Here is a 20,290-nt window from a genome sequence, read left to right as displayed (position 1 = left end):
GCAAAGAGACAAAACAATGATGACAAATAAATAAATTGCATTTAGCATAACGCTTTGCTTCCACTGCGCGCATCACCATGCACCGAGTCATGCTGATCCTGCCATTCATTCTGATTGCCGCCGTCGCCTGTGGCACAACATCCCCTGCCAGCACGCCCCAAGGCCATCTCCGCCTGACGCATCCGGCCGGCCCGATTCCGGACATCGTCGACCAGCCGGCAGCGATGCCGGCCAGCAAGCCGGGCGACGACGGCTTCAGCGTGACCGTCAGCGACGTACCGGTGCGCGATCTGTTGTTCGCCCTGGCCCGCGACGCCGACATCGACATCGATATCGCCCCGGAAATCATTGGCAAGATCACGCTCAAGGCCAGCCGGCAGCCGCTGCCCGTCCTGCTCGAACGCATTTCCCGACAGGTTCCGCTACGCTTCGAATTCACGGCCGACAGCCTCCTGATACTTCCCGATACACCTTACTTCGCCCACTACCCGGTGGATTACGTGAACCTGGGGCGTACCGTCAGCACCTCGGTGGCCAACAAGATGCAGATCGGCGACGCCGGGGACAACGGCAGCGGCGGCAGTCTGTCCAACACCCGCATCGAAAACGTCAGCGCGCATCGTTTCTGGGCGGGGTTGGAAAGCAATCTCGAACGACTGATGAAAGCGACGGGCACTCCGGCGGACAAGACCGCGCCGCCCCGCCTGATCGTGGATGCGGAAGCCGGCCTGGTCACGGCTTACGCCACTCAGGATGAACATCGCCGGATTCGCCGCTTCATTGACCGGACAATCAAAGCCGCCCGTCGGCAGGTGATGATCGAGGCCACCATCGTCGAAGTCACGCTCAGCGACGGCTACCAGCAAGGTATCGACTGGAACGGTCTGGTCCGTGGCGGCATCTTTTCGCTGGCCGGCAACGCACTGAAAGGCAGCGTGAACCTGAGCTACAACCGGGACGACAACCCCCGCGCACTGATCAGCCTGCTCGAACGTTTCGGCACCAGCCGGGTACTTTCCAGTCCTCGCCTGTCGGTTCTCAACAACCAGGCCGCACTCTTGCGCGTCGTCGAAAACTACGTCTATTTCCAGGTCAGGGCGGATACGACCACCACAGCCAATGTCGGCACAACCACAACCTATACCACCACACCGCAAACCGTCTCGGTCGGCCTGGTCATGGGCGTGACGCCGCAAATCGCCAACGACGACTCGATCCTGCTGAACATTCGCCCGAGCATCACCAGCATCGACCGCGAAGTCCCGGACCCGAACCCCGATCTCCGCCGCAACGGCATCGAGAATCTCGTCCCGATGATCCGTACCCGGGAAATCGAATCGGTCATGCGCATCGCCAACGGACAAACCGCCGTACTGGGCGGCCTGATGGAAGACCGGGCCGATTACCAGACCCAGCGCGTACCGCTCCTTGGTGACCTCCCCCTGGCCGGCGAGGCCTTCAACAATCGCAACAACCGTACGCGCAAGACCGAACTGGTCATTTTCCTGCGCCCAGTGGTGATCCGCGACCCCGGACTGCGCGGCGATTACGCGGCGCAGGCCGAAGCCCTGCCCGGGAACACATTCTTCAACCCACCGGCGCATGCCCACCCCTTGAAGCCGCGTTCCGTCACGGAGTAATCCATGCAAACTGCAAACGCACTCTGCCTTTTTCTGGCGCTATCAGGCAGCGCCGCCCTCGCCGACCCAGGTACCGACTTCATCGGTGCCGCCCTGAACCGCGCGGCCTACGCCGAAAGCCAGGAAAGCCATCTACGCGACCTGATTGCCACGCACCCCGGAAACGCCGGATTGCTGCTCCGCCTGGGCGCCCTGCTCGGCCGGGAGCAGCGCTGGCCGGAAGCCCGCCTGGCCTACGCCAGGGCCGACGAACTCGCCGCCGGGCAAGCCGATACCTTGTACAACCTGGCCGTCTGCCTCGACCACCTGGAACAGACCGGCGCAGCCATTCGCCACTACCGGAAAGCGCTCGAACTGGCCGCGGAACAAGCGCACAACTTCCCGCAGGCGATGGTGCGCCAACGCCTGTCACAACTGCAGGCGGCCCTGCCATGAACGCCAAGCCGCTCGGCCAGCACCTGCTGGAAGCCGGCCTGATTGACGAGGATCAGCTGCGCATCGCCCTGGTCGAACAGCAGAAGAACCGCCAGCCGCTGGGCATCCTGGTGCACACCCTCGGATTTGCCGACGAACCCGGGGTCAGCGACGTTCTGTCCCGGCAACTCGGCCTGGAACGCTTCGACCCGGCGCGTCACGACATCGCCCCCGAAGCCATCCGCCTGCTGCCAGCCGAAACCGCCCGCCGCCATCGCATCCTGCCGATCGCCATCAATCCGGGACGCCGCCGCTGGCGCCTGGCGATGGCGTCACCCAGCGACCACCAGGCACTGGCCAGTCTGCACGCGCACACGCCGGCCGGCATGGATACCGAAATCCTGCTGGCCGCCCCCGGCGAAATCGAACAAGCCATCGACCTCCATTACGGCTGCGCCCTGGCCATCGACGGCATTCTCGACGAATTCGAAGGCAAGGGCCCCTTGAGCGCACTTTCCGGCGATTCGCCGGCAGTCCGCCTGGTCGACGCGCTACTCGCCGACGCCGTCAGGCGCCGCGCCTCCGACCTGCACTTCGAACCGGAAGCTGCCAGCCTGCGTATCCGCTACCGCATCGACGGCCTGCTGGAAACCATCCGCATCCTGCATCGCTCGACCTGGGCGCCGCTGTCGAGCCGGATCAAGGTCATCTCCGGCATGAACATCGCGGAAAACCGGCTGCCGCAAGACGGCCACCTCGGCCGCCGCATCGGCGGACGCAACATTGATTTCCGCGTCGCCAGCCATCCTGGGATTCACGGCGAGAGCATCGTGCTCCGCGTCCTGGACCGGCAAAAGGGCATTGTCCCCATGGAATCCCTGGGCATAAACGACAGCCACCAGGCCCTGCTTGGCCGCATGCTGTCGCGCCCCGAAGGCCTCTTCCTGGTCACCGGACCGACCGGCAGCGGCAAGACGACCACGCTCTATTCCTTACTCAACCGCCTCAGGAACGACGGCGTCAACGTCATGACCCTGGAGGACCCGGTCGAATACCCGCTGCCGCTGCTGCGCCAGACCTCGCTGTCCGACAACGTGAAGATGGACTTCGCCGACGGCGTCCGCTCAATGCTCCGCCAGGACCCTGACGTCATGCTGATCGGCGAGATCCGCGACGCCGAAACGGCAGCCATGACCCTGCGGGCCGCCCTGACCGGTCATCAGGTATTCGCCACCCTGCACGCCGGCAGCGCCATCGCCGCACTGTCGCGACTGGCCGAACTCGGCATCAGTCCGCGCATGCTGCACGGCAACCTGACCGGCATCGTCGCCCAGCGACTGGTACGCCGCCTGTGCCCCGCCTGTCGCAGCGAACGTCCGGCCGACCCCGCCGAATCGGCATTGCTGGGCCGCACCGTTCTGCCGGTTGCCGGAGCCTGCCCGGCGTGTCGTCAGCGCGGCTATCACGGCCGCCTGGTGCTGATGGAAATCCTGCGCATCGACAAAGTGCTCGATCTCCTGCTCGCCGATGCGGCTTCGCCCCCCGAACTCTATGCCCAGGCCAGGAAGCGCGGCTTCAGCACGCTGGCCGACAACGCACTGGAAGCGGTGCGGCGAGGCGACACGACGCTGGAGGAAGTCAGCCGCGCAGTCGATCTGAGCGAGTGGCTGTGAACATGTTTTTCCGTTACCGCGCCCTCGACAGCAACCTGCAACGCGTTTCCGGCGAGCGAGAGGCCTGCTCGCTGGCACATCTGGAACAGGAACTGCGCCAGCAAGGCCTGGAACTGATCTACGCCAAACCCCGACGCCAGCGCCCGCCGGCACGCCCGTCGCGCGGCGAACTGGCCGACCTCTGCCTGCAACTCGAACAACTGCTCGCCGCCGGCATCCCCTTGCTGGACGCGCTACATGACCTGGGCACAAGCAGCGAAGGCGCCCGCCTGCCCGCGCTGTGCCGACGCCTGGGCGATCGGCTTGCGGCCGGCCAGCCCCTGTCGCAAGCACTTGCGGAAGAAAAGCTGGACCCCGCCCTCATCGGCGTCATCCGCGCCGGAGAGTGCAGCGGACGACTGCCAGACAGCCTGCGCCGCCTGGGTGACAGCCTGCAGCAGGGTGAAGAACAGGCCCGAACCACGAGAAAACTCCTGCTGCAACCGCTGCTCGCCGGCCTGATGGTTCTTGCCGCGGGCCTCTTCCTGATGCTTTACCTGGTGCCGCAGATTCGCAATTTCCTGGCCGACAGCAGCCAGCCCCTGCCTCTGGCGAGCATCCTGCTGTTCGCCACAGCGGATTTTCTCCTGAACCACTGGGCCTGGCTGGGGCTTCCCCCATTGCTGCTGTTTCCCGCCACCGCCATCCTGCGCCGGCATCCCGCACTGGCACCGGAAATCGACCGTCTCAGCCTGTGCCTCCCGCTCACCGGTCAGATCCGGCGCAAACTCCTGACAGCCCGGCTCGCCGAACTGCTCGCCCTGCTCTACAGCAGCGGCATCCCGTTGCTCGAAGCACTCAGGAGCATTCCTGCCGCCGTTGGCAACCGCTTCGCCGGCGGCATCGTCACGCAAATCGCCGACGACGTCGAACAGGGAAGCGGTCTGGCCGATGCCTTTTCCCGCCACAACTTCTTCCCGCCGCTACTGATCCGCATCCTGCATGCCGGCGAACACAGCGGCACGCTGGAGCAGGCTCTGCAGCACATCGGCCGACGCTGCGAACGCGAAGCCGGCGACGCCATCGCCACCCTGCAAGGACTGATTGGTCCGACCTTGACGCTACTGATCGGCCTACTGCTCGGCTGGATCATGCTGGCCACCATACAACCGCTCTACGGTCTGATCGAGGGAGGAATGCCATGACTCAGACCATCCGCCTTTACCTCGACGAGAACGGGATGTCTGCCTGGGAAATGCGCAACGGACGGCCGGAGAGAATTGCCGACTTCCCGGAAACGCCCGCCGGCTTCGATGAATTCAGCCGCTACCTGGAAAACGCCGACAATCGGCGTTTCCTGCTGCTGATCAATCGGCACGAAGAGCGCTATCTCGGCGAAGCGATGCCGGCGCTGCCTCGACGCGAACGTCAGCAACTGGCAGAAACCCGGAGTCGTCGCGCTTTCCCCGACACCCCATGGCGATGCGTCGCGATGAACAAGGGCCGGCGCGAGGAAAACACGGCGATCAGCCTCATGGCCGTGGTCAATAGCAGCGCCATCGACACCTGGACGCAACGACTGCACCGCACCGCCCTTGCCGGCATCTACACCCTGCCCCTGTTACTGAGGCCATTGCTCGGAAACACGGCTGAAAAATCTCCCCGCATCGTGGTACTGACCACACATCGTCGCCACTACCGGCTGACCTTGCTCGAACACGGCCTGCCAAACGCTGTGCAATGGGTGGAAAACGATGACCATGCGGCGATCGAAGACGCCTGGCGGCGACTTCTGATGCACGGCAATGCCACCGACACCCCGGCGACGCTGTGTCTGATCGGACCTCGCGAATGGCGCCCGCAGGCGCCCGCAGACATCACCGTCAATCACCTGCCGACGAACGAGGACGCCGCGCAACTCATCCTGTCGCTGGCCGACAGACACTGGCCCAGGCAGCAGTTCGCCCCGCCCCCGGCAAGAGCGGTTGCCAGGCACCGGCAGTTCGGAAAATGGTGCTGGCGCACGGGGGCATTGTTGCTGGGCGTGGGCGTGAGCCTGTCGGCGGCGTGCCTGATCGAACTCGATGCCTTGCGAAGACAGACCGCTCTCGAACGGCAGCACCTGGCACATACCCGCCAGGCCCTCGCCGCGACGCTCACCGATGTCAGCCGCAGCGGCTTGAGTCCCGAACAGCTACGACAATTTGCCCAGGAACACCGGCAACTCAGCCAGCAACGCAGCGCATTCGCAAACGATCTCGTCACGCTGAGTCGGGTACTCGACCGGCAACCCGCGATCGAACTCGATCAGATCGACTGGCGGATTCCCAGCACCCAAGCGCTGACCGACGCTCGTGCCGAACTGAGGCTGGACGGCCGCGTCCGGGCAAGCAACAGCGAACAGGCCGGCGTGCTGTTGCAAGACTTGCCCCAGAACGACGACCGGCACTTCCGGCTGGTTGTCCAGCCGCAGCCAGACGGCGCCGGCGAATTCCGTTTTTCGATACAACTTCGCGGGACGACGCCGACATGAGCATGCCCCCGGTCATCCCGCGCAGCCTGCGTACCCCGCTGCTTTTCGTCATGCTATCCGGCCTGCTTACACCCGGGATACTGTTCTGGTCCTGGCGTATCGCGGCGGAAGAGGCAGGAGAACTCGCACACCTGCGCCAGGAGAATGCCAAAAGCGAGCACCAGCTCATGCAACAGCATAAAGCGGCGGCAAGCACCGATCAGGCGCTGCGATTGCTGGTCGATCTTCAACCGCTGGCTGCCGACGACCGTGCAACAACCGTCCTCCCCCGCGGATCGGCGGCCAGCTGGTGGCGCGAGTATCCCGCGACACTGGAAGACAGCTTCATCCACGAAGAAGCGCTGCTCTCGCGAATCGAGGCCTGGCAGGCACGCTCGCCCATCCAGCACCAGTTGCGCGCCTGCCGGATCGAACGCCGGGACGACGGTTTGTTCGCCAGTTGCCAGATGGCAGCGCTGGAAATGCAGCGATGAAGGCCGCCATTCGATGTCTACTGCCCCTGCTGGTCGGTTCGCTGACCAGCTTCTCCTGCCCGGCGGAAACGCCGGGCAGGCTTTTTTTCACCCCGGAACAACGACGTCAGTTCGAACTATCCGGACAACTCCCGGAACGTAACGACGGCTTCCTGAAAACCCCGAGCGGACGGGGCATTCAGTGGATAGACGGCAAACCGCAGAACGACATCCGATCGGTCATCCCGGTCGGCGACGGTCGACAGGCTCCCTTGCTGCAAAACGGTCACGTTTTCCGCCACAACATCGTGGAGACCCGATGAGGCCCCTCGCTCAACATCAGAACGGCTCAGTGGCATATGCACTGCTGTTCGGCCTGCTCGGATTCGGAGGGTATCTGGCCTATGCCCAGGGCGCCGCCAGTCACGCCCGACTGGAAAGCATGCGCGCCCAACATGCGGCCATGGCAATGGCACGCGAGGCTCTGATCGCCCGCGCCGTCAACGATGCCAACCGTCCGGGCAGCCTGCCCTGTCCGGCACAACGCTCGGCATCCGGGCCGGGCGACGGTCGCGCCGAGTTGCTGACCGGTCAGCACTGCCCCAGCCTGATTGGCCGCCTGCCATGGAGCACGCTGGACATACCGCAGCCGCTCGACGACAACCTGAATACGCTCTGGTACGTCATTGCTCCCGGGCTGCGCGACCACCGGAGTGCCAGCCCGATCAACAGCGACACGCCCACCGGGCTGTCCCTGAACGGCAAGGACGATATCGCCGCATTGATCATTCACCCCGGACCGCCGCTGCCTGGGCAACGACGGCCATCGAACGACCCGGCGGATTATCTCGAAGCCAGCCTGAGCCATGACAATCCACGGGACTTCAGGAGTGCGCCGGAAAGTAACGACAGCATCCTCAGCATCAGCCGCAGCAGCCTGATGGCCGCCGTCGAACTGCGCATCGCGCACCGACTGCGCGACTGCCTGAACGCACATGCCCGGCAAACCGGCCGCTACCCCTGGCCCGCTCCCCTTGCCGCAGGCATCGGTGAAGGATTCGCCGGCAGCCGCTTCGGCCGGGTGCCGACCAACCAGCCTGCCGAGGGCGGCGAAGAACGTCCCTCAGGCATGTTCTGGGCCTCACCAGCCTGCGACTTCCTCACCGACGAGAATGGCTGGTGGCATGAAGGCCAATGGTCGGAAAGCGTTTTCTATCAGTTCGCCGATCCCTTGAGGCCAGACCTGGCCGGCCTGCACATCCCCGGCCAGACGGCAAGGCCACTGGTGGTAATCGTCGCTGGCGCCAGAATAGGCGCCCAGCAGCGTCCCGGCGGCGACATCGCCGACTACCTGGAAGGCAGGAATGCCGCGCCCTCGCGCAACGGTAATGCCGAAACACCGGCACACACTTTCGACATGCCGCAGCGGCGGGCCGATCACAATGACCAGATCGCCTACTGAAAGCGGCTTCTCGCTGATCGAACTCAGCATCGTCCTGATCGTCTTCGGTCTGCTCGCCGGGAGCCTGCTCGGACAAACCACCGGACAACGGCGCCTGCACGCCGAACAGCGCGCCCGAGCTCAGCTCGAACTGAGCCTGGAAGCCCTTTATGGATTCGCGATCAGCCACGGTCGCCTGCCCTGCGCCGCCGATCCGGCGCACGACAGTCAACTTGCCGACGCAGGCATCGAAAACTGCCCGCGAAGCAAGGGTGTTTTTCCCTGGCGAACCCTGGCCTTGCCGGAAACCGACCCCTGGGGACAACGCCTCAGCTACTACGCCCACGAAAAATTCATTGCAGCACCGAGCGGCGAAGCAAGAGCCGGGTTCACGCTGGACAGCGAGGGATCGCTGGCGGTCCGACCCACCGCCACAGCCAGCCACACGATTGCTGACGGACTCCCCGCGGTCATCGTCAGTCACGGACGTAACGGCCTGGGCGGCTACCGCAGCAACGGCCAGCGCACGCCGGCCAGCCACCCCGACGAGGCAGAAAACGCCAACGCCGATCGAATCTTCATCAACCGCCCGCCGGATGCCCAGTACGACGATCACGTCGCCTGGATCGTGCCCACCGTACTCAACACCCGGATGCTCGCCGCCGGGCGCCTGCCCTGATTTTCCACCCACCGAAGGAGTGCATCATGCAACACAGGCAACATGGTTTCACCCTGATCGAAATCGCCATCGTGCTGGTCATCATCGGCGTCCTGCTGGGCGGCATCCTGAAAGGCCAGGAAATGCTCACGCAGAGCAAGATCCGGGCAGTCGAGAAGGAACTAGACGGCGTCGCCGTCGCCATTCTGGGCTACCGGGATCGCTACAAGGCGCTGCCGGGCGATGACCCGCTGGCGAGCGGGCGCTGGAACGGAGTTGGCGACGGAGACGCCGACGGCAAAATCGCTGGAAATTTCAACTCGTCAACCGGCAGCGACGAGAGCATGCTGGGCTGGCAACACCTGCGTCTTGCCGGCCTGATCGGCGGTGATAGCAGCAATGGCAAACAGCCGCTCAACGCTGCCGGCGGCATCACCGGCTTTCAGACGGACCTCAGCAACAACACGAGCACCTTGCTGCATGGCACGGTCATCTGCACCACCAACCTGGCCGCAAAAATTGCCAATGCCATCGACGCCCAGCAGGATGACGGACGGCCAGGCCAAGGCAGCATCCTCGGATTCCAGCAAAGCGCGGTCAACACCCCGGATTTCAACACCGCCATCACTGCATACACCGACGGCGCCGGGCAATACACCATCTGCCGCAACGTCTGAATCCCAAGCCCCGGCACAACCGGGGCATCCGCGGGCAGATCGTCGAAGTCGGGTATACTTCCCGCTCAAGACCATCTGCCTGCCATGCACACAGCCACGCCCAATTCCTTCTCGCCGGAACGCGCCTTGAATCTCGGTCGCCAGACACTGGCCATCGAAGCGGCTGCTGTCGACGCGCTCAAGGACAGGATCAACGGCGAGTTCGCCGAGGCCGTCCGCCTTATCCTCGGCTGCAAAGGCAGACTGATCGTCAGCGGCATGGGCAAGTCCGGACATATCGCACGCAAGATCGCCGCGACCATGGCCAGCACCGGCACCCCCGCCTATTTCGTCCACCCGGCCGAGGCCAGCCATGGCGACCTGGGCATGATCACCCGCCAGGACATCCTGCTCGCGCTCTCCAACTCGGGCGAATCCGAGGAGCTGCTGCGCATCGTCCCGGCAATCAAGCGCCAGGGTGCCCGGCTGATCGCCATGACCGGCGAGCCCGGCTCGACGCTGGCGCGCGAGGCCGACATCCACCTTGATGCCGGTGTCGCCCAGGAAGCCTGCCCGCACAACCTGGCCCCGACCGCCAGCACCACGGCAGCGCTGGCACTCGGCGATGCCCTGGCTGTTGCCCTGCTCGACGCCCGCGGATTCGGCCCCGAGGATTTTGCCCGTTCGCACCCCGGTGGCTCGCTTGGCCGACGTTTGCTGACCCATGTCCGCGACGTCATGCGACCGGCCGACCTGGTCCCGGTCGTTCCCCCGGACACCCCGCTTGGTGATGCCATCGTGGCAATGTCGCGGGGCGGACTCGGCCTGGTGGCAATTTCCGACCCGACGGGCCGTGCCATCGGCATTTTCACCGACGGCGACTTGCGACGCGCCTTTGAAAAGCGCCTCGATCTGCATCATGGAGTAATCGCCGATTTCATGAATAAATCGCCGCATTTCATCGCTCCGGATCAACTGGCCGTCGAAGCAGTGGAAATGATGGAGCGCATGCGCATCAACGGACTGCTGGTTGCCCTCGCCGACGGACCTCTGCTTGGTGCCCTCAACATGCACGACTTGTTCTCCGCGAAAGTCATCTGAGTCCCAGTGCCATGAAGAACTGGTCCGGTCAAATCTTCCCGATCACCCTGCTGGCCCTCATTGCCGGTTTGAGCTTCTGGCTGCAGGCCAGCCTGACACCGACCGAATCGGCCAGCCCGCGCGGCGACGACGGCACTCCGGACGCCTATGCGGAAAACTTCCAGATACGTCGACACGACGACGACGGGCAATTGAAATACCGTCTGAGCGCACCGCACATGAAACATTTCCCGCACGACGACAGCTCCGAAATCCGTAATCCGGAACTGATCGCCTATCGCAAGAACGCCCCGCCGGTGACCGTGACGGCCGGCCAGGCCAGGGTGACCGCACAGGGGGAAAACATCGTGCTTACCGAGACCGTTCGCATCGTCCGCGCGGAAACCCCGGAAAAACCCGCTCTCATCGCCGAAACCAGCCTGCTCAACGTGATGCCGGATACCGGGCAGGCCCATACCGATCAACCGGTACACATCACGCAGGGCGCCTCCTGGATTTCCGGCATTGGCGCCCATATCGACAACAACGCGTCGACCTTCGAACTGAAATCGCAAGTTCGCGGCCAGTACCTTGCCCCCCGAGCCCAACCATGATCATGCGCCTAGCCACGCTCGCTCTCGCCATTGCCGTCAGCCAGCCAGCCATTGCCGAAAAAGCCGACCGCGACAAGCCGATGCTGCTCGAAGCCAATCGCATCTCCATCGACGACACAAAGAAACAGCAGATTCTCGAAGGTGACGTGGTCATTACCAAGGGCACGCTGGTTCTCAAGGCCGAACGCATCATCATCACCGAAGACCAGTACGGCTTCCAGAAGGGCATCGCCTTCGCCGCCCCCGGTAGCAAGGCCACCTTCCGCCAGAAACGGGACGGCCGCGAGGACTATGTCGAAGGCGAGGCCGAGCGCATCGAATACAACAGCAACAGCGAAATCGCCGAACTCTTCCATCGGGCAAAAGTACGCAGCGGCGAGGACGAAGTGCGAGGCGACTACATCTGGTACGACGCAGTCAGTGAAAAATTCCTCGCCAGCGCAGCAGAAGCTCGCGACCCGAAGAGCATCACACCGCGCGTCCGGGCCGTCATCCAGCCGCGCAACAAGGGAAGCGAAGCCGCTCGACCGACAACCCGCGGCGAAACACTGGAGTTGCGCGGCGCGAGCACCCTGATGCCGACAGAATAAAATAACTCATTGATTTTGAATAATTTAATCAAATGGTGCGGTGCACAAAATAATTGTTGACAAGACGACAAGCTGATCTATAATCAGGGACATGGTGCGGTGCAGCATCGGATAATCTAAAGGCACCGCGACGGAATGCTTTTTCTGTACGACCTTTCCTTCAGGAGATATCCATGTTCAAGACCCCCGAGCAATTTGCTGCCGCCAACAAGGCTACCGTCGACTCCCTGCTGTCGCTGGCCAATACCGCGCTGGCTTCCGCCGAGCGCATCGCCGCCCTGAACCTGAACACCGCCCGTTCGCTGATGGAAGACTCCGTCTCCGGCGCCAAGGCCCTGATGGGTGCCAAGGACGTTCAGGAAGCCCTGTCGATCCAGGCTTCGCTGGCCCAGCCGAACGTCGAGAAGGCCGTCGCCTACTCGCGCAGCGTCTACGAAATCTCTGCCCAGACCCAGGAAGAACTGTCGAAGATGGTCGAAGCCCAGTTCGGCGACTTCCAGAAGACCGTTGCCGGTCTGCTTGACCAGGCTGCCAAGTCGGCCCCGGCCGGTTCTGACGTTGCCGTTGCCGCCGTCAAGAGCGCCATCGCCGCTGCCAACTCCGCTTTCGACAACATGAACAAGGCTGCCAAGCAGGTTGCCGAGATTGCCGAAGCCAACGTTGCTGCTGCAACCAACGCCACCGTCAAGGCCGTCGGCGCCACCGCTGCCGCGTCCAAGAAGAAGTAATTCGCCGTATTCCGGCCTCCGCTCCCGGGCGGAGGCATTGTTTCATCCGTACCACCAAAAACCACACTGGAGATGATGATGAGCAACCCGAATATCGAACAACTGACCGCCGCCCAGAAAGCCAACGCCGAAGTCATGACCGCGCTGATGCGCACTGCCTTCAACGGCCTGGAGCGCCTGACCGCGCTGAACATGGCTGCTTCCCGCGAGTTCTTCAACGCCACGGTCGCCAATACCCAGCAACTGCTGGCCGCCAAGGACGCCAACGCCGTCGCCAAGCTGAACAGCGAACTGGCCCAGCCGAACGTCGAGAAGCTGATGGAATACTCGCGCAGCGTGTACGATCTGGTTTCCGAGATGCAGAAGGAAGTGACCTCGGTCATGGAAAGCCAGTACAGCAGCTTCCAGAAGAACGCTGCCAGCGCCGTCGAAAAGGCCAAGGCCTCGGCCCCGGTCGGCGGCGACGTCTTCGCTGCCACCATGCAATCCATGCTCGGTGCCTCGACCAAGGCTTTCGACCAGATGACCTCGATGGCCAAGCAACTGTCGGAAATCGCCGAAGCCAACATGCAGGTTGCCACCAAGGCTGCCGCGCCGGCCAAGAGCAGCGCCACCGCCGCTGCCCGCAAGAGCGCCGCCAAGTAAGCAGCTGGCGCCCCCGATCAGCCCGCGCCCGGCGCGGGCTTTTTTGTCGACTTGAATTCAGTCCTGGCGGATGTCCAGCCAATCGCTCCCGGTCAAGGCCTGCAATTCGCCGGGTGTCAGCGGGAAGACCGAATACGGCGTGCCGCCGGCCGCCCAGATCTGCATGAACCGTTGCAGATCGCGGTCGAGCAGCAGCCGAACCGGCTGCGCATGACCCAGCGGTGCCACGCCGCCAATGGCGTAGCCGGTCGCCTCACGGACAAAATCGGCATCGGCTCGGCCGAGCTTCTCGCCGACCAGCGCCGCCACCTTGCGCTCGCACACCCGGTTGTCGCCGCTGGCAACGACCAGCACCGCCTGCCCGCTCTCCTTGCCACGAAAAACCACGGTCTTGGCGATTTCCGCCACCGTGCAGCCGATGGCCGCGGCGGCCTCGGCGCTGGTCCGCGTCGGCTGTTCGAATTCGACAACCGTGCCGGCCAACCCGGCTGCGGCGAGCAACTGCTGGGTGCGCCGCGCGGTCGGATGTTCGGCCGCTTTCATGCTGCCTCCCGCCAACGCCAGGTGATGCCGCGTTTTTCGATCTCGACGCGGATTTCCTCCATCGCCTGATCAACCAGGGCTGGCGCCCCCTCGACGCCCAACTCGAGATGCCTGCGCTCCTGACCGACCAGCGACGGCAGCGAGAACAGGCGCAGCGCGGGGTAGGCGGCGACGATACGCTCCATCAGGTCGAGCAGGGCACTCTCATAGGCATTCGGCCCGGTCAGCAGAAACGCCTTCTCGACCTTGTCGCCGACCGGCTTGAATTCGTCGCGGTAAAAGGTGTCGAGCGCCCATTCGATCATGGGGTGCGCCATCTGCGGAAAACCGGGCACAAAGTAATGGTCGTTGGCCATGAAACCGGGAATCCGGTTGAACGGATTGGGCACGATGCCCACGCCACGCGGGAAAGTCACCAGCAACTTGCGCTTGTCGGTGATTTCCTCGTTGGCAAAACGGACCTTGAGCTCCTCGAAACCTTCCGGATGCAGTTCGAGATCGACGCCGAGCGCCGCCGCCACCGCCTGCCGGGTATGATCGTCGGGCGTGTTGCCGATGCCCCCGCAGGAAAAGACGACATCGCCGGTAGCCATCGTGCGTTTGAAGGTATCGGTCAGGCGCTGCCGATCGTCGCCCAGGTATTCGACCCAGGACAGTTGCAGGCCGCGTGCGCCAAGCATCTCGGCAATCCTGGCGAAGTGCTTGTCCTGGCGCTTGCCGGACAGGATTTCGTCGCCGATGATGACGGCGCCAAAGGTACGACTCATGAACGCTCTCCCTGAATGCTGACAATCGCGCCACCGCGCGAGCGGCGCAGGGCTTCCAGCCCGTAGTGAACGAATGATAGCGCCGCCAGTGCCGGCACCAGAAGGCCGAACAGCGGCACATGGGCGAGCACCGCCATGATCAGGCCGAGCACCAGCAGGGGCGCCTTGTGCCTGGCGAACAATTCGCGCCATTCGCTGTCGCTGGCATGAGCGGCCAGGGCGTCGTAGGCAAAGGTCCGCCGGTTCAGCCAGGCCATCAGCAATAACGGGATCGCCAGCGACATCCCCGGGATCAGCCACAAGGGAACAGTTAACCCCCAGGCGAGCAGGAAGATCAGCGAGGCGCCCAAACTATTGACCGTGGCCGCGACAAAACTGTCCTGCCCCATCGGGACCAGATCACGATAGCGGGTCTCCGCCAGATGCTTCAGCATCAGCGGCATGATCACGACGGCCGCCAGCATCACGGCCAGCAGGTAGGCCAGCGCCAGGATCGCCATCCAGCCACCGAGCCAGGCCAGCACATTGGCCAGCCACACCAGTCCCCAGGCCACCAGCAAGGTCATGGGCGGATAGTCCATCATCTGCTCGACCAACCATCCCAGCCCCAAAAGCGCCAGCGCTATCGAAACCAGCAAGGACAACAGTGCCGGTGCCAGCACATAGCCCCAGACCTTGGGGTGACGGAGATCGCCGACCGTGCGCGTCAGCGCCAGCATGATTTCAGCCATGGCGGATGCCCTCCCATTGTTTCTGCAAGCGCTTCACCGACACCGGCACCGGCGTGCGCAACTCCTGCGCGTAGAGACCGACGCGCAGTTCTTCCAACAGCCAGCGGAACTGCTCGACCTGCGGATCGACCGCGCCCATCTTCGCCAGCTGGATCGCGCGGCGTTCGTAGTTGGTCCACAGCGGCGCGTACTCGGCCATCAACTGGGCGTCGCGGGCGGGATTGGCTTTCAGCTTGTCGAGACGCACGCCGATCGCTTTCAGGTAGCGCGGGTAGTGCTGCAAGCGCTCGAACGGCGTATCGACGACGAAGTTCCTGCCAATCAGGCGCTTCAGTTGCGCCTCGATGTCGGCGACAGCCGCCGCCTGCGCCTTGAACGCCGGCAGCTTCTTCGTCACCGCCTGCCATTCGCTGAGCACGGTACCGACCAGGCGGCAGACTTCCTGCATGATCAACCCGAGCCGCGCCTTGGCCTCGGTACAACGCGCCTTGAACGCCTCCGGCGTGGTCGGCAGCGGTTCGGTCAGGCAGGCACGCTCGAACGTCAATTCGACGATCTGCCGCTTCAGGTCGTCGCTGCTGCCCAGCGCCATGAACTGCATCGCCATCTGGGTCAGGCCGGGGACGTTCTTGTCGAAGTACTTCACCTGCTCCCTGAACTGCAGCATGAACAGCCGCGACAGACCCTTGCGGTGCGCGTCGGCGGCTTCCTCGGCGGAATCGAAGACCTTCAGGCTGACCGTTTCGCCGTCGTCGATCAGCGCCGGATAGCCGATCACGGTTTGTTTCCCAACCGGGACTTCCATCAGCTCCGGCAGTTCGCCGAAGGTCCAGTCGGTGAGTTGGGTATATTCGGACGGCGTTTCGTGCAGTTCGGCAAATTCCTCCTTGGCTTCCTTGCCCCATTCACCGCGCAGCGCGACCAGGCTGCGGTTCATGTCGAGCTGCCGGCCGTGCTCGTCGATCAACTTGTAGTTCATCGAGAAGTGCGGCGGAAGCGCGTCGGGGCGGAAGGCGTCGGGCGTCACCGCCCAGCCGCGCGCGTTCAGCCCGCGCGCTTCGAGGATGAATTCGATCAGCGGGTTGATGATGCCCTGGTTGAGCTTGCGGTCGTTGCCTTCGACAGCAGCCAGGAATTCCTCGACGAATTCCGGCACCGGCACCAGCTTGGCGCGGATTTTCTGCGGCAGCGTCTTGATCAACTGCACCAGCTTTTCCTTGATCAGCCCCGGCACCAGCCATTCCATGCGCGCCGCCGGAATCTGGTTCAACTGCGCCAGCGGCAGCGTCAGCGTGACGCCATCCCTGGGCGAGCCCGGCTCGAAGTGATAAGTGAGCGCATACTCCACACCGCCGGCCTTGAGCTTGTGCGGGAAGGCTTCGGTGGTGACGCCGGCTGCCGAGTGGCGCATCAGGTCGTCCTTGGCCAGGAAGAGCAGCTTCGGGTTGTCCTGCTCGGCGGTCTTGCGCCAGTGGTCGAAGGTAGCGCCGTTGTGGATGTCTTCCGGGATCAGGTGATCGTAGAAGGCGAAGATCAGCTCGTCATCGACCAGCACGTCCTGCCGACGCTGCTTGTGCTCGATCTTCTCGATCTCGCGGATCTGCTTCTGGTTGTGCTGGAAGAAGGGCCAGCGCTTGGCAAAGCTTTCCTCGATTTCCTCAGCAACCAGCCCCTGACGGATGAAGATCTCGCGCGCCTCGGCCGGCGCCAGCGGGCCGTAATGGATGCGCCGCTTGGGGTTGATGACGATCCCGTAGAGGGTCGTGCGTTCCCAGCCGGCGACCTGCATCGCTTTCTTTTCCCAGTGCGGATCGAAGTACTGGCGCTTGATCAGGTGAGCGCCCACTTTCTCGATCCAGTCCGATTCGATGCGCGCCACGCAGCGGCCAAAGAGGCGCGTCGTCTCAGTGATCTCGGCAGCCATGATCCACTTGCCGGCCTTCTTCTGCAGCGGCGACGACGGGTGGATCAGGAAACGGATGCCGCGCGCGCCGAGGTAGTAACCGGACTCATCCGACTTGCAGCCAATATTGCCCAACAGCCCGGAGAGCAGCGCCATATGGATGGCGTCGTAGGTACCGGGAATCTCGTTTTCCTTCCAGCCAAGTTCGGTCACCATCGCGTGCAACTGCCCATGCACCTCGCGCCATTCGCGCAGGCGCAGGTAGGAAAGGAAATGCGCGTGACAGGTATCGACCAGCGACTTGTTCGATTTCTTGTGCTCGACGGCCTGCTTGAACCAGCCCCACAATTTGACCCAACTGAGGAATTCCGATTTCTCGTCGGCGAACAATTTGTGCTTTTCGTCCGCCGCCTGCTGGCGTTCCTGCGGCCGCTCGCGCGGGTCCTGCGTGGACAGCCCGGCAGCGATGATCAGCACTTCGCTCAGGCAACCGAGGTCACGGGCGGCGACCAGCATGCGGCCGATGCGCGGATCGAGCGGCAGTTTCGCCAGCGCCTCGCCGACCTTGGTCAATTTATTGTCGTCGTCGAGCGCGCCGAGCTCCTGCAACAAGGCATAGCCGTCGCTGATCGCCTTGGCCGGCGGCGGCTCGATGAAGGGAAAGCTCTCGACGTCGGTCAGGCGCAGCGACTTCATGCGCAGGATGACGCCGGCCAGCGAAGAACGCAGGATTTCCGGATCGGTAAACGGCGGCCGGGCGTTGAAATCGGCCTCATCATACAAACGGATGCACACGCCGGCGGCGACGCGACCGCAACGGCCGGCGCGCTGGCGGGCCGCTGCCTGCGAAATCTTCTCGACCTGCAACTGCTCGACCTTGTTACGGTAGGAGTAGCGCTTGACCCGCGCCAGACCGGTGTCGATGACGTAGCGGATGCCCGGCACGGTGAGCGAGGTTTCGGCGACGTTGGTGGCCAGCACGATGCGCCGCTGGCCGCCCGAGGGCTTGAAGATGCGATCCTGCTCGCCGGCCGACAGGCGCGAGAACAGCGGCAGGATTTCCGGCGCATGCGCGCTGGACAGGCCGGGTCGCGCCAAAGCGTGCTTGCGTAGCGCCTCCGCCGCCTCGCGGATTTCGCGTTCGCCGGGCAGGAAGACCAGGATGTCGCCGGAACCCAGCCGGGCCAGTTCGTCGGCCGCATCGACAATGGCGTCGTAGAGATCACGCTCGTCGTCCTTCTTGTCGATGTCCTCGACCGGACGATGACGCACCTCGACCGGGTACAGTCGCCCGGACACCTCGATCACCGGGGCGCCGTTGAAATGCTGCGAGAAGCGCTCGGCGTCGATGGTCGCCGAGGTGATGATCAGCTTCAGGTCCGGCCGGCGCGGCAGCAACTGCTTCAGGTAACCGAGCAGGAAGTCGATGTTCAGGCTACGCTCGTGCGCCTCGTCGATGATGATCGCCTCATAGGCGTTCAGGTACGGATCACTTTGCGACTCGGCGAGCAGGATGCCGTCGGTCATCAGCTTGACCCAGCTATCGGACGTCGATTTATCGTGGAAGCGGATTTTCACGCCGACGCCGGCGCCGACCTGGGTCTTCAGCTCCTGCGCCAGCCGCGTCGCCACCGAACGGGCGGCCAGCCGCCGCGGCTGCGTGTGGCCGATCAGGCCACGCGCGCCGATGCCCAGATCGAGGCAGATCTTCGGCAACTGCGTCGTCTTGCCCGAGCCGGTCTCGCCGCAGACGATGACCACCTGGTTGCCGGCGATCAGCTTGGCGATCTCGTCGCGCCGCTCATTGACCGGCAGGTCGGGCTGGAATTCGGGCTTCGGCAGCTTGCCGCGCCGTTCGGCGACGGCGGCCTGCGAGGCAGCGAGCAGTGTTTCCAGGTCGGCCTGGAGCTTCTGCCGCTTGTCGCCGGCCGAACGTGGCAGTTCGCGCTGCAAGGCCCGCAGGCGGCGCGCATCGGCGGTCAGGGTGATCAGGGAGACGTCGTCGCGCGAGCCGCGCTTGTTTGAGGGGGGATGCATGGGGACGGATTATATTCGGCGCCTTGGCGTAGGCACAAAGCTGCACAGATACAAAGCCGGACTTCTTCGCTATACTTTCGGCATAAACAACTGAACCAGCCCTTCATCCATGGCCGTCATCCGCTGCAACAAATGCGCCCTGCTCGCCGAGCAGGCCGACAATCTCGTCAATCAGAACATCGCCTGTCCAAAGTGCGGGACAGGCACGCTGGTCTATCCAACGCTCTATTTCATCGAGAAGCTGCTCGACAAGTATTTCACTGCTCAACGCGAAGTCATCCGGCTCAGCAGCCAGGCAAGTCCGGCAACCCCACAAACAGCGCCGGCCAAGGGTAATGACGCAATAACCGCCATCGATCTGGCCAATACTGATTTTCTGGCCAGCGAACTGCAGCACGGTCCGATCTACGACTGGTTCCACAAGAAACAGATCAAGGTCCAGGCGAACATGCGCGGTGTCGACACCAGTGGTTTCTTCGACGAAATCGCCGAAATCATCGGCGGCAATCTGCCGGTACTCAAGGAAGTGCTGGAGCGTATCCGCTGGTCGCAGCAGAAGGAACACGCGAGCGCGACAATCAATCTGGACAAGAAATCACCGGAGGATGCCAAAGCCATCTCGGCCTTCTGCCAGCAACTTTATGACTTTTCCTTCGTTGCCAAGTGCTTCCACAACAAGCCGGAAAACAATGTCCGGGTGATCCTGCAGACGGCACCGACCATCCGCAATTTCTTCAACGGTGAATGGCTGGAGTGGCATGCGCTGATGACCTGCCTGCGCTATGCCAAGGAAAGGCAGCGCCGTTTCTCATGCACGCGCGGACTGAATCTGACGCTGGCCAATGGCGACCCGTACGAAATCGACGTCTTCATGCTGATCGATGGCGACACCCCGATCTGCATCGAATGCAAGAGCGGCGAGTTCCGTCAGAACATCGACCGTTATCTGGCCTTGAAAAAGCGACTGGGGATGGACGGACGGCAATTCGTCATGTGCATCGCCGGGCTCAGCGACGAAAATGCCAAGGCCTTCTCAGCGATGTATGACTTGACCTTCGCCAACGAGCGCACGCTGGCCGAGCGGCTGACCCGGCTGTTCTGACCAGCGCACCATGTCAAGCCCCGGCTGGCACGCCGATTGCAGGCACCGGTAAAAGTCCCTGCCGGCGTCGAATTTGCGACACACCGCCCACCCCACCGGAGCCA

20 protein-coding genes are annotated in these 20,290 nt (G+C 63.5%); 16 read left to right on the top strand and 4 right to left on the bottom strand.

The features are described from left to right. Window positions 1-89 precede the first annotated feature (89 nt). The 15 genes from Q0799_RS11860 to Q0799_RS11790 all read left to right on the top strand — a co-directional run bounded on the left by Q0799_RS11860 (window position 90) and on the right by Q0799_RS11790 (window position 13,103). Window positions 90-1,640, top strand: coding sequence for a type II and III secretion system protein (locus Q0799_RS11860; protein ID WP_298398575.1), 1,551 nt, complete (start codon window positions 90-92; stop codon window positions 1,638-1,640). 3 nt (window positions 1,641-1,643) lie between these two features. Beyond that, on the top strand, window positions 1,644-2,075 hold the full coding sequence (locus Q0799_RS11855; RefSeq protein WP_298398571.1) for a tetratricopeptide repeat protein: 432 nt from the start codon (window positions 1,644-1,646) through the stop codon (window positions 2,073-2,075). After that, window positions 2,072-3,727 carry a GspE/PulE family protein gene (locus Q0799_RS11850; RefSeq protein ID WP_298398569.1) on the top strand — a complete coding sequence of 552 codons (1,656 nt, stop codon included), beginning with the start codon at window positions 2,072-2,074 and terminating at the stop codon, window positions 3,725-3,727. The genes Q0799_RS11855 and Q0799_RS11850 overlap by 4 nt, the downstream gene beginning before the upstream one ends. Before the next feature lie 2 nt (window positions 3,728-3,729). Then, window positions 3,730-4,911 carry a type II secretion system F family protein gene (locus tag Q0799_RS11845; RefSeq protein ID WP_298398567.1) on the top strand — a complete coding sequence of 394 codons (1,182 nt, stop codon included), beginning with the start codon at window positions 3,730-3,732 and terminating at the stop codon, window positions 4,909-4,911. Continuing rightward, complete coding sequence (locus Q0799_RS11840; protein ID WP_298398566.1) at window positions 4,908-6,239, top strand: hypothetical protein; 1,332 nt, start codon at window positions 4,908-4,910, stop codon at window positions 6,237-6,239. Before Q0799_RS11845 ends, Q0799_RS11840 begins: the two co-directional genes overlap by 4 nt. After that, window positions 6,236-6,712 (top strand): hypothetical protein, encoded by a 477-nt coding sequence (locus Q0799_RS11835; protein WP_298398565.1) that lies wholly within the window; start codon window positions 6,236-6,238, stop codon window positions 6,710-6,712. The genes Q0799_RS11840 and Q0799_RS11835 overlap by 4 nt, the downstream gene beginning before the upstream one ends. Next, the gene (locus Q0799_RS11830) at window positions 6,709-7,014 is read left to right on the top strand and encodes a hypothetical protein (RefSeq protein ID WP_298398564.1); all 306 of its coding nucleotides are present in this window, start codon (window positions 6,709-6,711) and stop codon (window positions 7,012-7,014) included. The genes Q0799_RS11835 and Q0799_RS11830 overlap by 4 nt, the downstream gene beginning before the upstream one ends. Before the next feature lie 29 nt (window positions 7,015-7,043). Further along, on the top strand, window positions 7,044-8,153 hold the full coding sequence (locus Q0799_RS11825) for a hypothetical protein (protein ID WP_298398563.1): 1,110 nt from the start codon (window positions 7,044-7,046) through the stop codon (window positions 8,151-8,153). Further along, window positions 8,134-8,811, top strand: a complete 678-nt coding sequence (locus Q0799_RS11820) for a type II secretion system protein (protein WP_298398561.1) — start codon at window positions 8,134-8,136, stop codon at window positions 8,809-8,811. Before Q0799_RS11825 ends, Q0799_RS11820 begins: the two co-directional genes overlap by 20 nt. Before the next feature lie 26 nt (window positions 8,812-8,837). Further along, window positions 8,838-9,467, top strand: a complete 630-nt coding sequence (locus Q0799_RS11815) for a type II secretion system protein (RefSeq protein WP_298398559.1) — start codon at window positions 8,838-8,840, stop codon at window positions 9,465-9,467. Window positions 9,468-9,551: 84 nt separating this feature from the next. Continuing rightward, complete coding sequence (locus Q0799_RS11810) at window positions 9,552-10,547, top strand: KpsF/GutQ family sugar-phosphate isomerase (RefSeq protein WP_298398557.1); 996 nt, start codon at window positions 9,552-9,554, stop codon at window positions 10,545-10,547. 11 nt (window positions 10,548-10,558) lie between these two features. Continuing rightward, window positions 10,559-11,140: an LPS export ABC transporter periplasmic protein LptC gene (gene lptC, locus Q0799_RS11805; protein WP_298398555.1), complete on the top strand. Its 582-nt coding sequence runs from the start codon at window positions 10,559-10,561 to the stop codon at window positions 11,138-11,140. Then, on the top strand, window positions 11,137-11,730 hold the full coding sequence (gene lptA, locus Q0799_RS11800; RefSeq protein WP_298398552.1) for a lipopolysaccharide transport periplasmic protein LptA: 594 nt from the start codon (window positions 11,137-11,139) through the stop codon (window positions 11,728-11,730). The genes lptC and lptA overlap by 4 nt, the downstream gene beginning before the upstream one ends. Window positions 11,731-11,903: 173 nt before the next feature. Then, entirely contained in the window at window positions 11,904-12,458 is a 555-nt protein-coding gene (locus Q0799_RS11795; protein ID WP_028994409.1) for a phasin family protein, read from the top strand. A gap of 78 nt (window positions 12,459-12,536) precedes the next feature. Continuing rightward, window positions 12,537-13,103: a phasin family protein gene (locus tag Q0799_RS11790; RefSeq protein ID WP_298398549.1), complete on the top strand. Its 567-nt coding sequence runs from the start codon at window positions 12,537-12,539 to the stop codon at window positions 13,101-13,103. 57 nt (window positions 13,104-13,160) lie between these two features. On the opposite strand, the gene Q0799_RS11785 is transcribed toward Q0799_RS11790, so the two are convergent. The 4 genes from Q0799_RS11785 to hrpA are packed head-to-tail and all read right to left on the bottom strand — an operon-like array spanning window position 13,161 to window position 19,084. After that, window positions 13,161-13,646 (bottom strand): YbaK/EbsC family protein, encoded by a 486-nt coding sequence (locus Q0799_RS11785; RefSeq protein ID WP_298398547.1) that lies wholly within the window; start codon window positions 13,644-13,646, stop codon window positions 13,161-13,163. After that, a complete protein-coding gene (locus Q0799_RS11780) occupies window positions 13,643-14,413 on the bottom strand; it encodes a molybdopterin-binding protein (protein ID WP_298398546.1) in 771 nt (256 codons plus the stop codon). The genes Q0799_RS11785 and Q0799_RS11780 overlap by 4 nt, the downstream gene beginning before the upstream one ends. Beyond that, a complete protein-coding gene (locus Q0799_RS11775; RefSeq protein WP_298398544.1) occupies window positions 14,410-15,144 on the bottom strand; it encodes an EI24 domain-containing protein in 735 nt (244 codons plus the stop codon). Before Q0799_RS11775 ends, Q0799_RS11780 begins: the two co-directional genes overlap by 4 nt. Next, window positions 15,137-19,084: an ATP-dependent RNA helicase HrpA gene (gene hrpA, locus Q0799_RS11770; protein ID WP_298398542.1), complete on the bottom strand. Its 3,948-nt coding sequence runs from the start codon at window positions 19,082-19,084 to the stop codon at window positions 15,137-15,139. The genes Q0799_RS11775 and hrpA overlap by 8 nt, the downstream gene beginning before the upstream one ends. A gap of 109 nt (window positions 19,085-19,193) precedes the next feature. Here hrpA and Q0799_RS11765 point away from each other — a divergent pair, with 109 nt between their 5' ends. Further along, window positions 19,194-20,186, top strand: coding sequence for a hypothetical protein (locus Q0799_RS11765; protein ID WP_298398540.1), 993 nt, complete (start codon window positions 19,194-19,196; stop codon window positions 20,184-20,186). The last annotated feature ends 104 nt before the right edge of the window (window positions 20,187-20,290 follow it).

The sequence above is a fragment of the uncultured Azonexus sp. genome (assembly GCF_937982035.1).
In the GTDB taxonomy this organism is placed as follows: domain Bacteria; phylum Pseudomonadota; class Gammaproteobacteria; order Burkholderiales; family Rhodocyclaceae; genus Azonexus.
This window is presented reverse-complemented; position numbering and strand designations above follow the sequence as displayed.

Coding starts and splice junctions, on each gene's coding strand:
- Q0799_RS11860 (WP_298398575.1), top strand. CDS start 90: ATGCTGATCCTGCCATTCATTCTGATTGCCGCCGTCGCCTGTGGCACA.
- Q0799_RS11855 (WP_298398571.1), top strand. CDS start 1,644: ATGCAAACTGCAAACGCACTCTGCCTTTTTCTGGCGCTATCAGGCAGC.
- Q0799_RS11850 (WP_298398569.1), top strand. CDS start 2,072: ATGAACGCCAAGCCGCTCGGCCAGCACCTGCTGGAAGCCGGCCTGATT.
- Q0799_RS11845 (WP_298398567.1), top strand. CDS start 3,730: ATGTTTTTCCGTTACCGCGCCCTCGACAGCAACCTGCAACGCGTTTCC.
- Q0799_RS11840 (WP_298398566.1), top strand. CDS start 4,908: ATGACTCAGACCATCCGCCTTTACCTCGACGAGAACGGGATGTCTGCC.
- Q0799_RS11835 (WP_298398565.1), top strand. CDS start 6,236: ATGAGCATGCCCCCGGTCATCCCGCGCAGCCTGCGTACCCCGCTGCTT.
- Q0799_RS11830 (WP_298398564.1), top strand. CDS start 6,709: ATGAAGGCCGCCATTCGATGTCTACTGCCCCTGCTGGTCGGTTCGCTG.
- Q0799_RS11820 (WP_298398561.1), top strand. CDS start 8,134: ATGACCAGATCGCCTACTGAAAGCGGCTTCTCGCTGATCGAACTCAGC.
- Q0799_RS11815 (WP_298398559.1), top strand. CDS start 8,838: ATGCAACACAGGCAACATGGTTTCACCCTGATCGAAATCGCCATCGTG.
- Q0799_RS11810 (WP_298398557.1), top strand. CDS start 9,552: ATGCACACAGCCACGCCCAATTCCTTCTCGCCGGAACGCGCCTTGAAT.
- lptC (WP_298398555.1), top strand. CDS start 10,559: ATGAAGAACTGGTCCGGTCAAATCTTCCCGATCACCCTGCTGGCCCTC.
- lptA (WP_298398552.1), top strand. CDS start 11,137: ATGATCATGCGCCTAGCCACGCTCGCTCTCGCCATTGCCGTCAGCCAG.
- Q0799_RS11795 (WP_028994409.1), top strand. CDS start 11,904: ATGTTCAAGACCCCCGAGCAATTTGCTGCCGCCAACAAGGCTACCGTC.
- Q0799_RS11790 (WP_298398549.1), top strand. CDS start 12,537: ATGAGCAACCCGAATATCGAACAACTGACCGCCGCCCAGAAAGCCAAC.
- Q0799_RS11785 (WP_298398547.1), bottom strand. CDS start 13,646: ATGAAAGCGGCCGAACATCCGACCGCGCGGCGCACCCAGCAGTTGCTC.
- Q0799_RS11780 (WP_298398546.1), bottom strand. CDS start 14,413: ATGAGTCGTACCTTTGGCGCCGTCATCATCGGCGACGAAATCCTGTCC.
- Q0799_RS11775 (WP_298398544.1), bottom strand. CDS start 15,144: ATGGCTGAAATCATGCTGGCGCTGACGCGCACGGTCGGCGATCTCCGT.
- hrpA (WP_298398542.1), bottom strand. CDS start 19,084: ATGCATCCCCCCTCAAACAAGCGCGGCTCGCGCGACGACGTCTCCCTG.
- Q0799_RS11765 (WP_298398540.1), top strand. CDS start 19,194: ATGGCCGTCATCCGCTGCAACAAATGCGCCCTGCTCGCCGAGCAGGCC.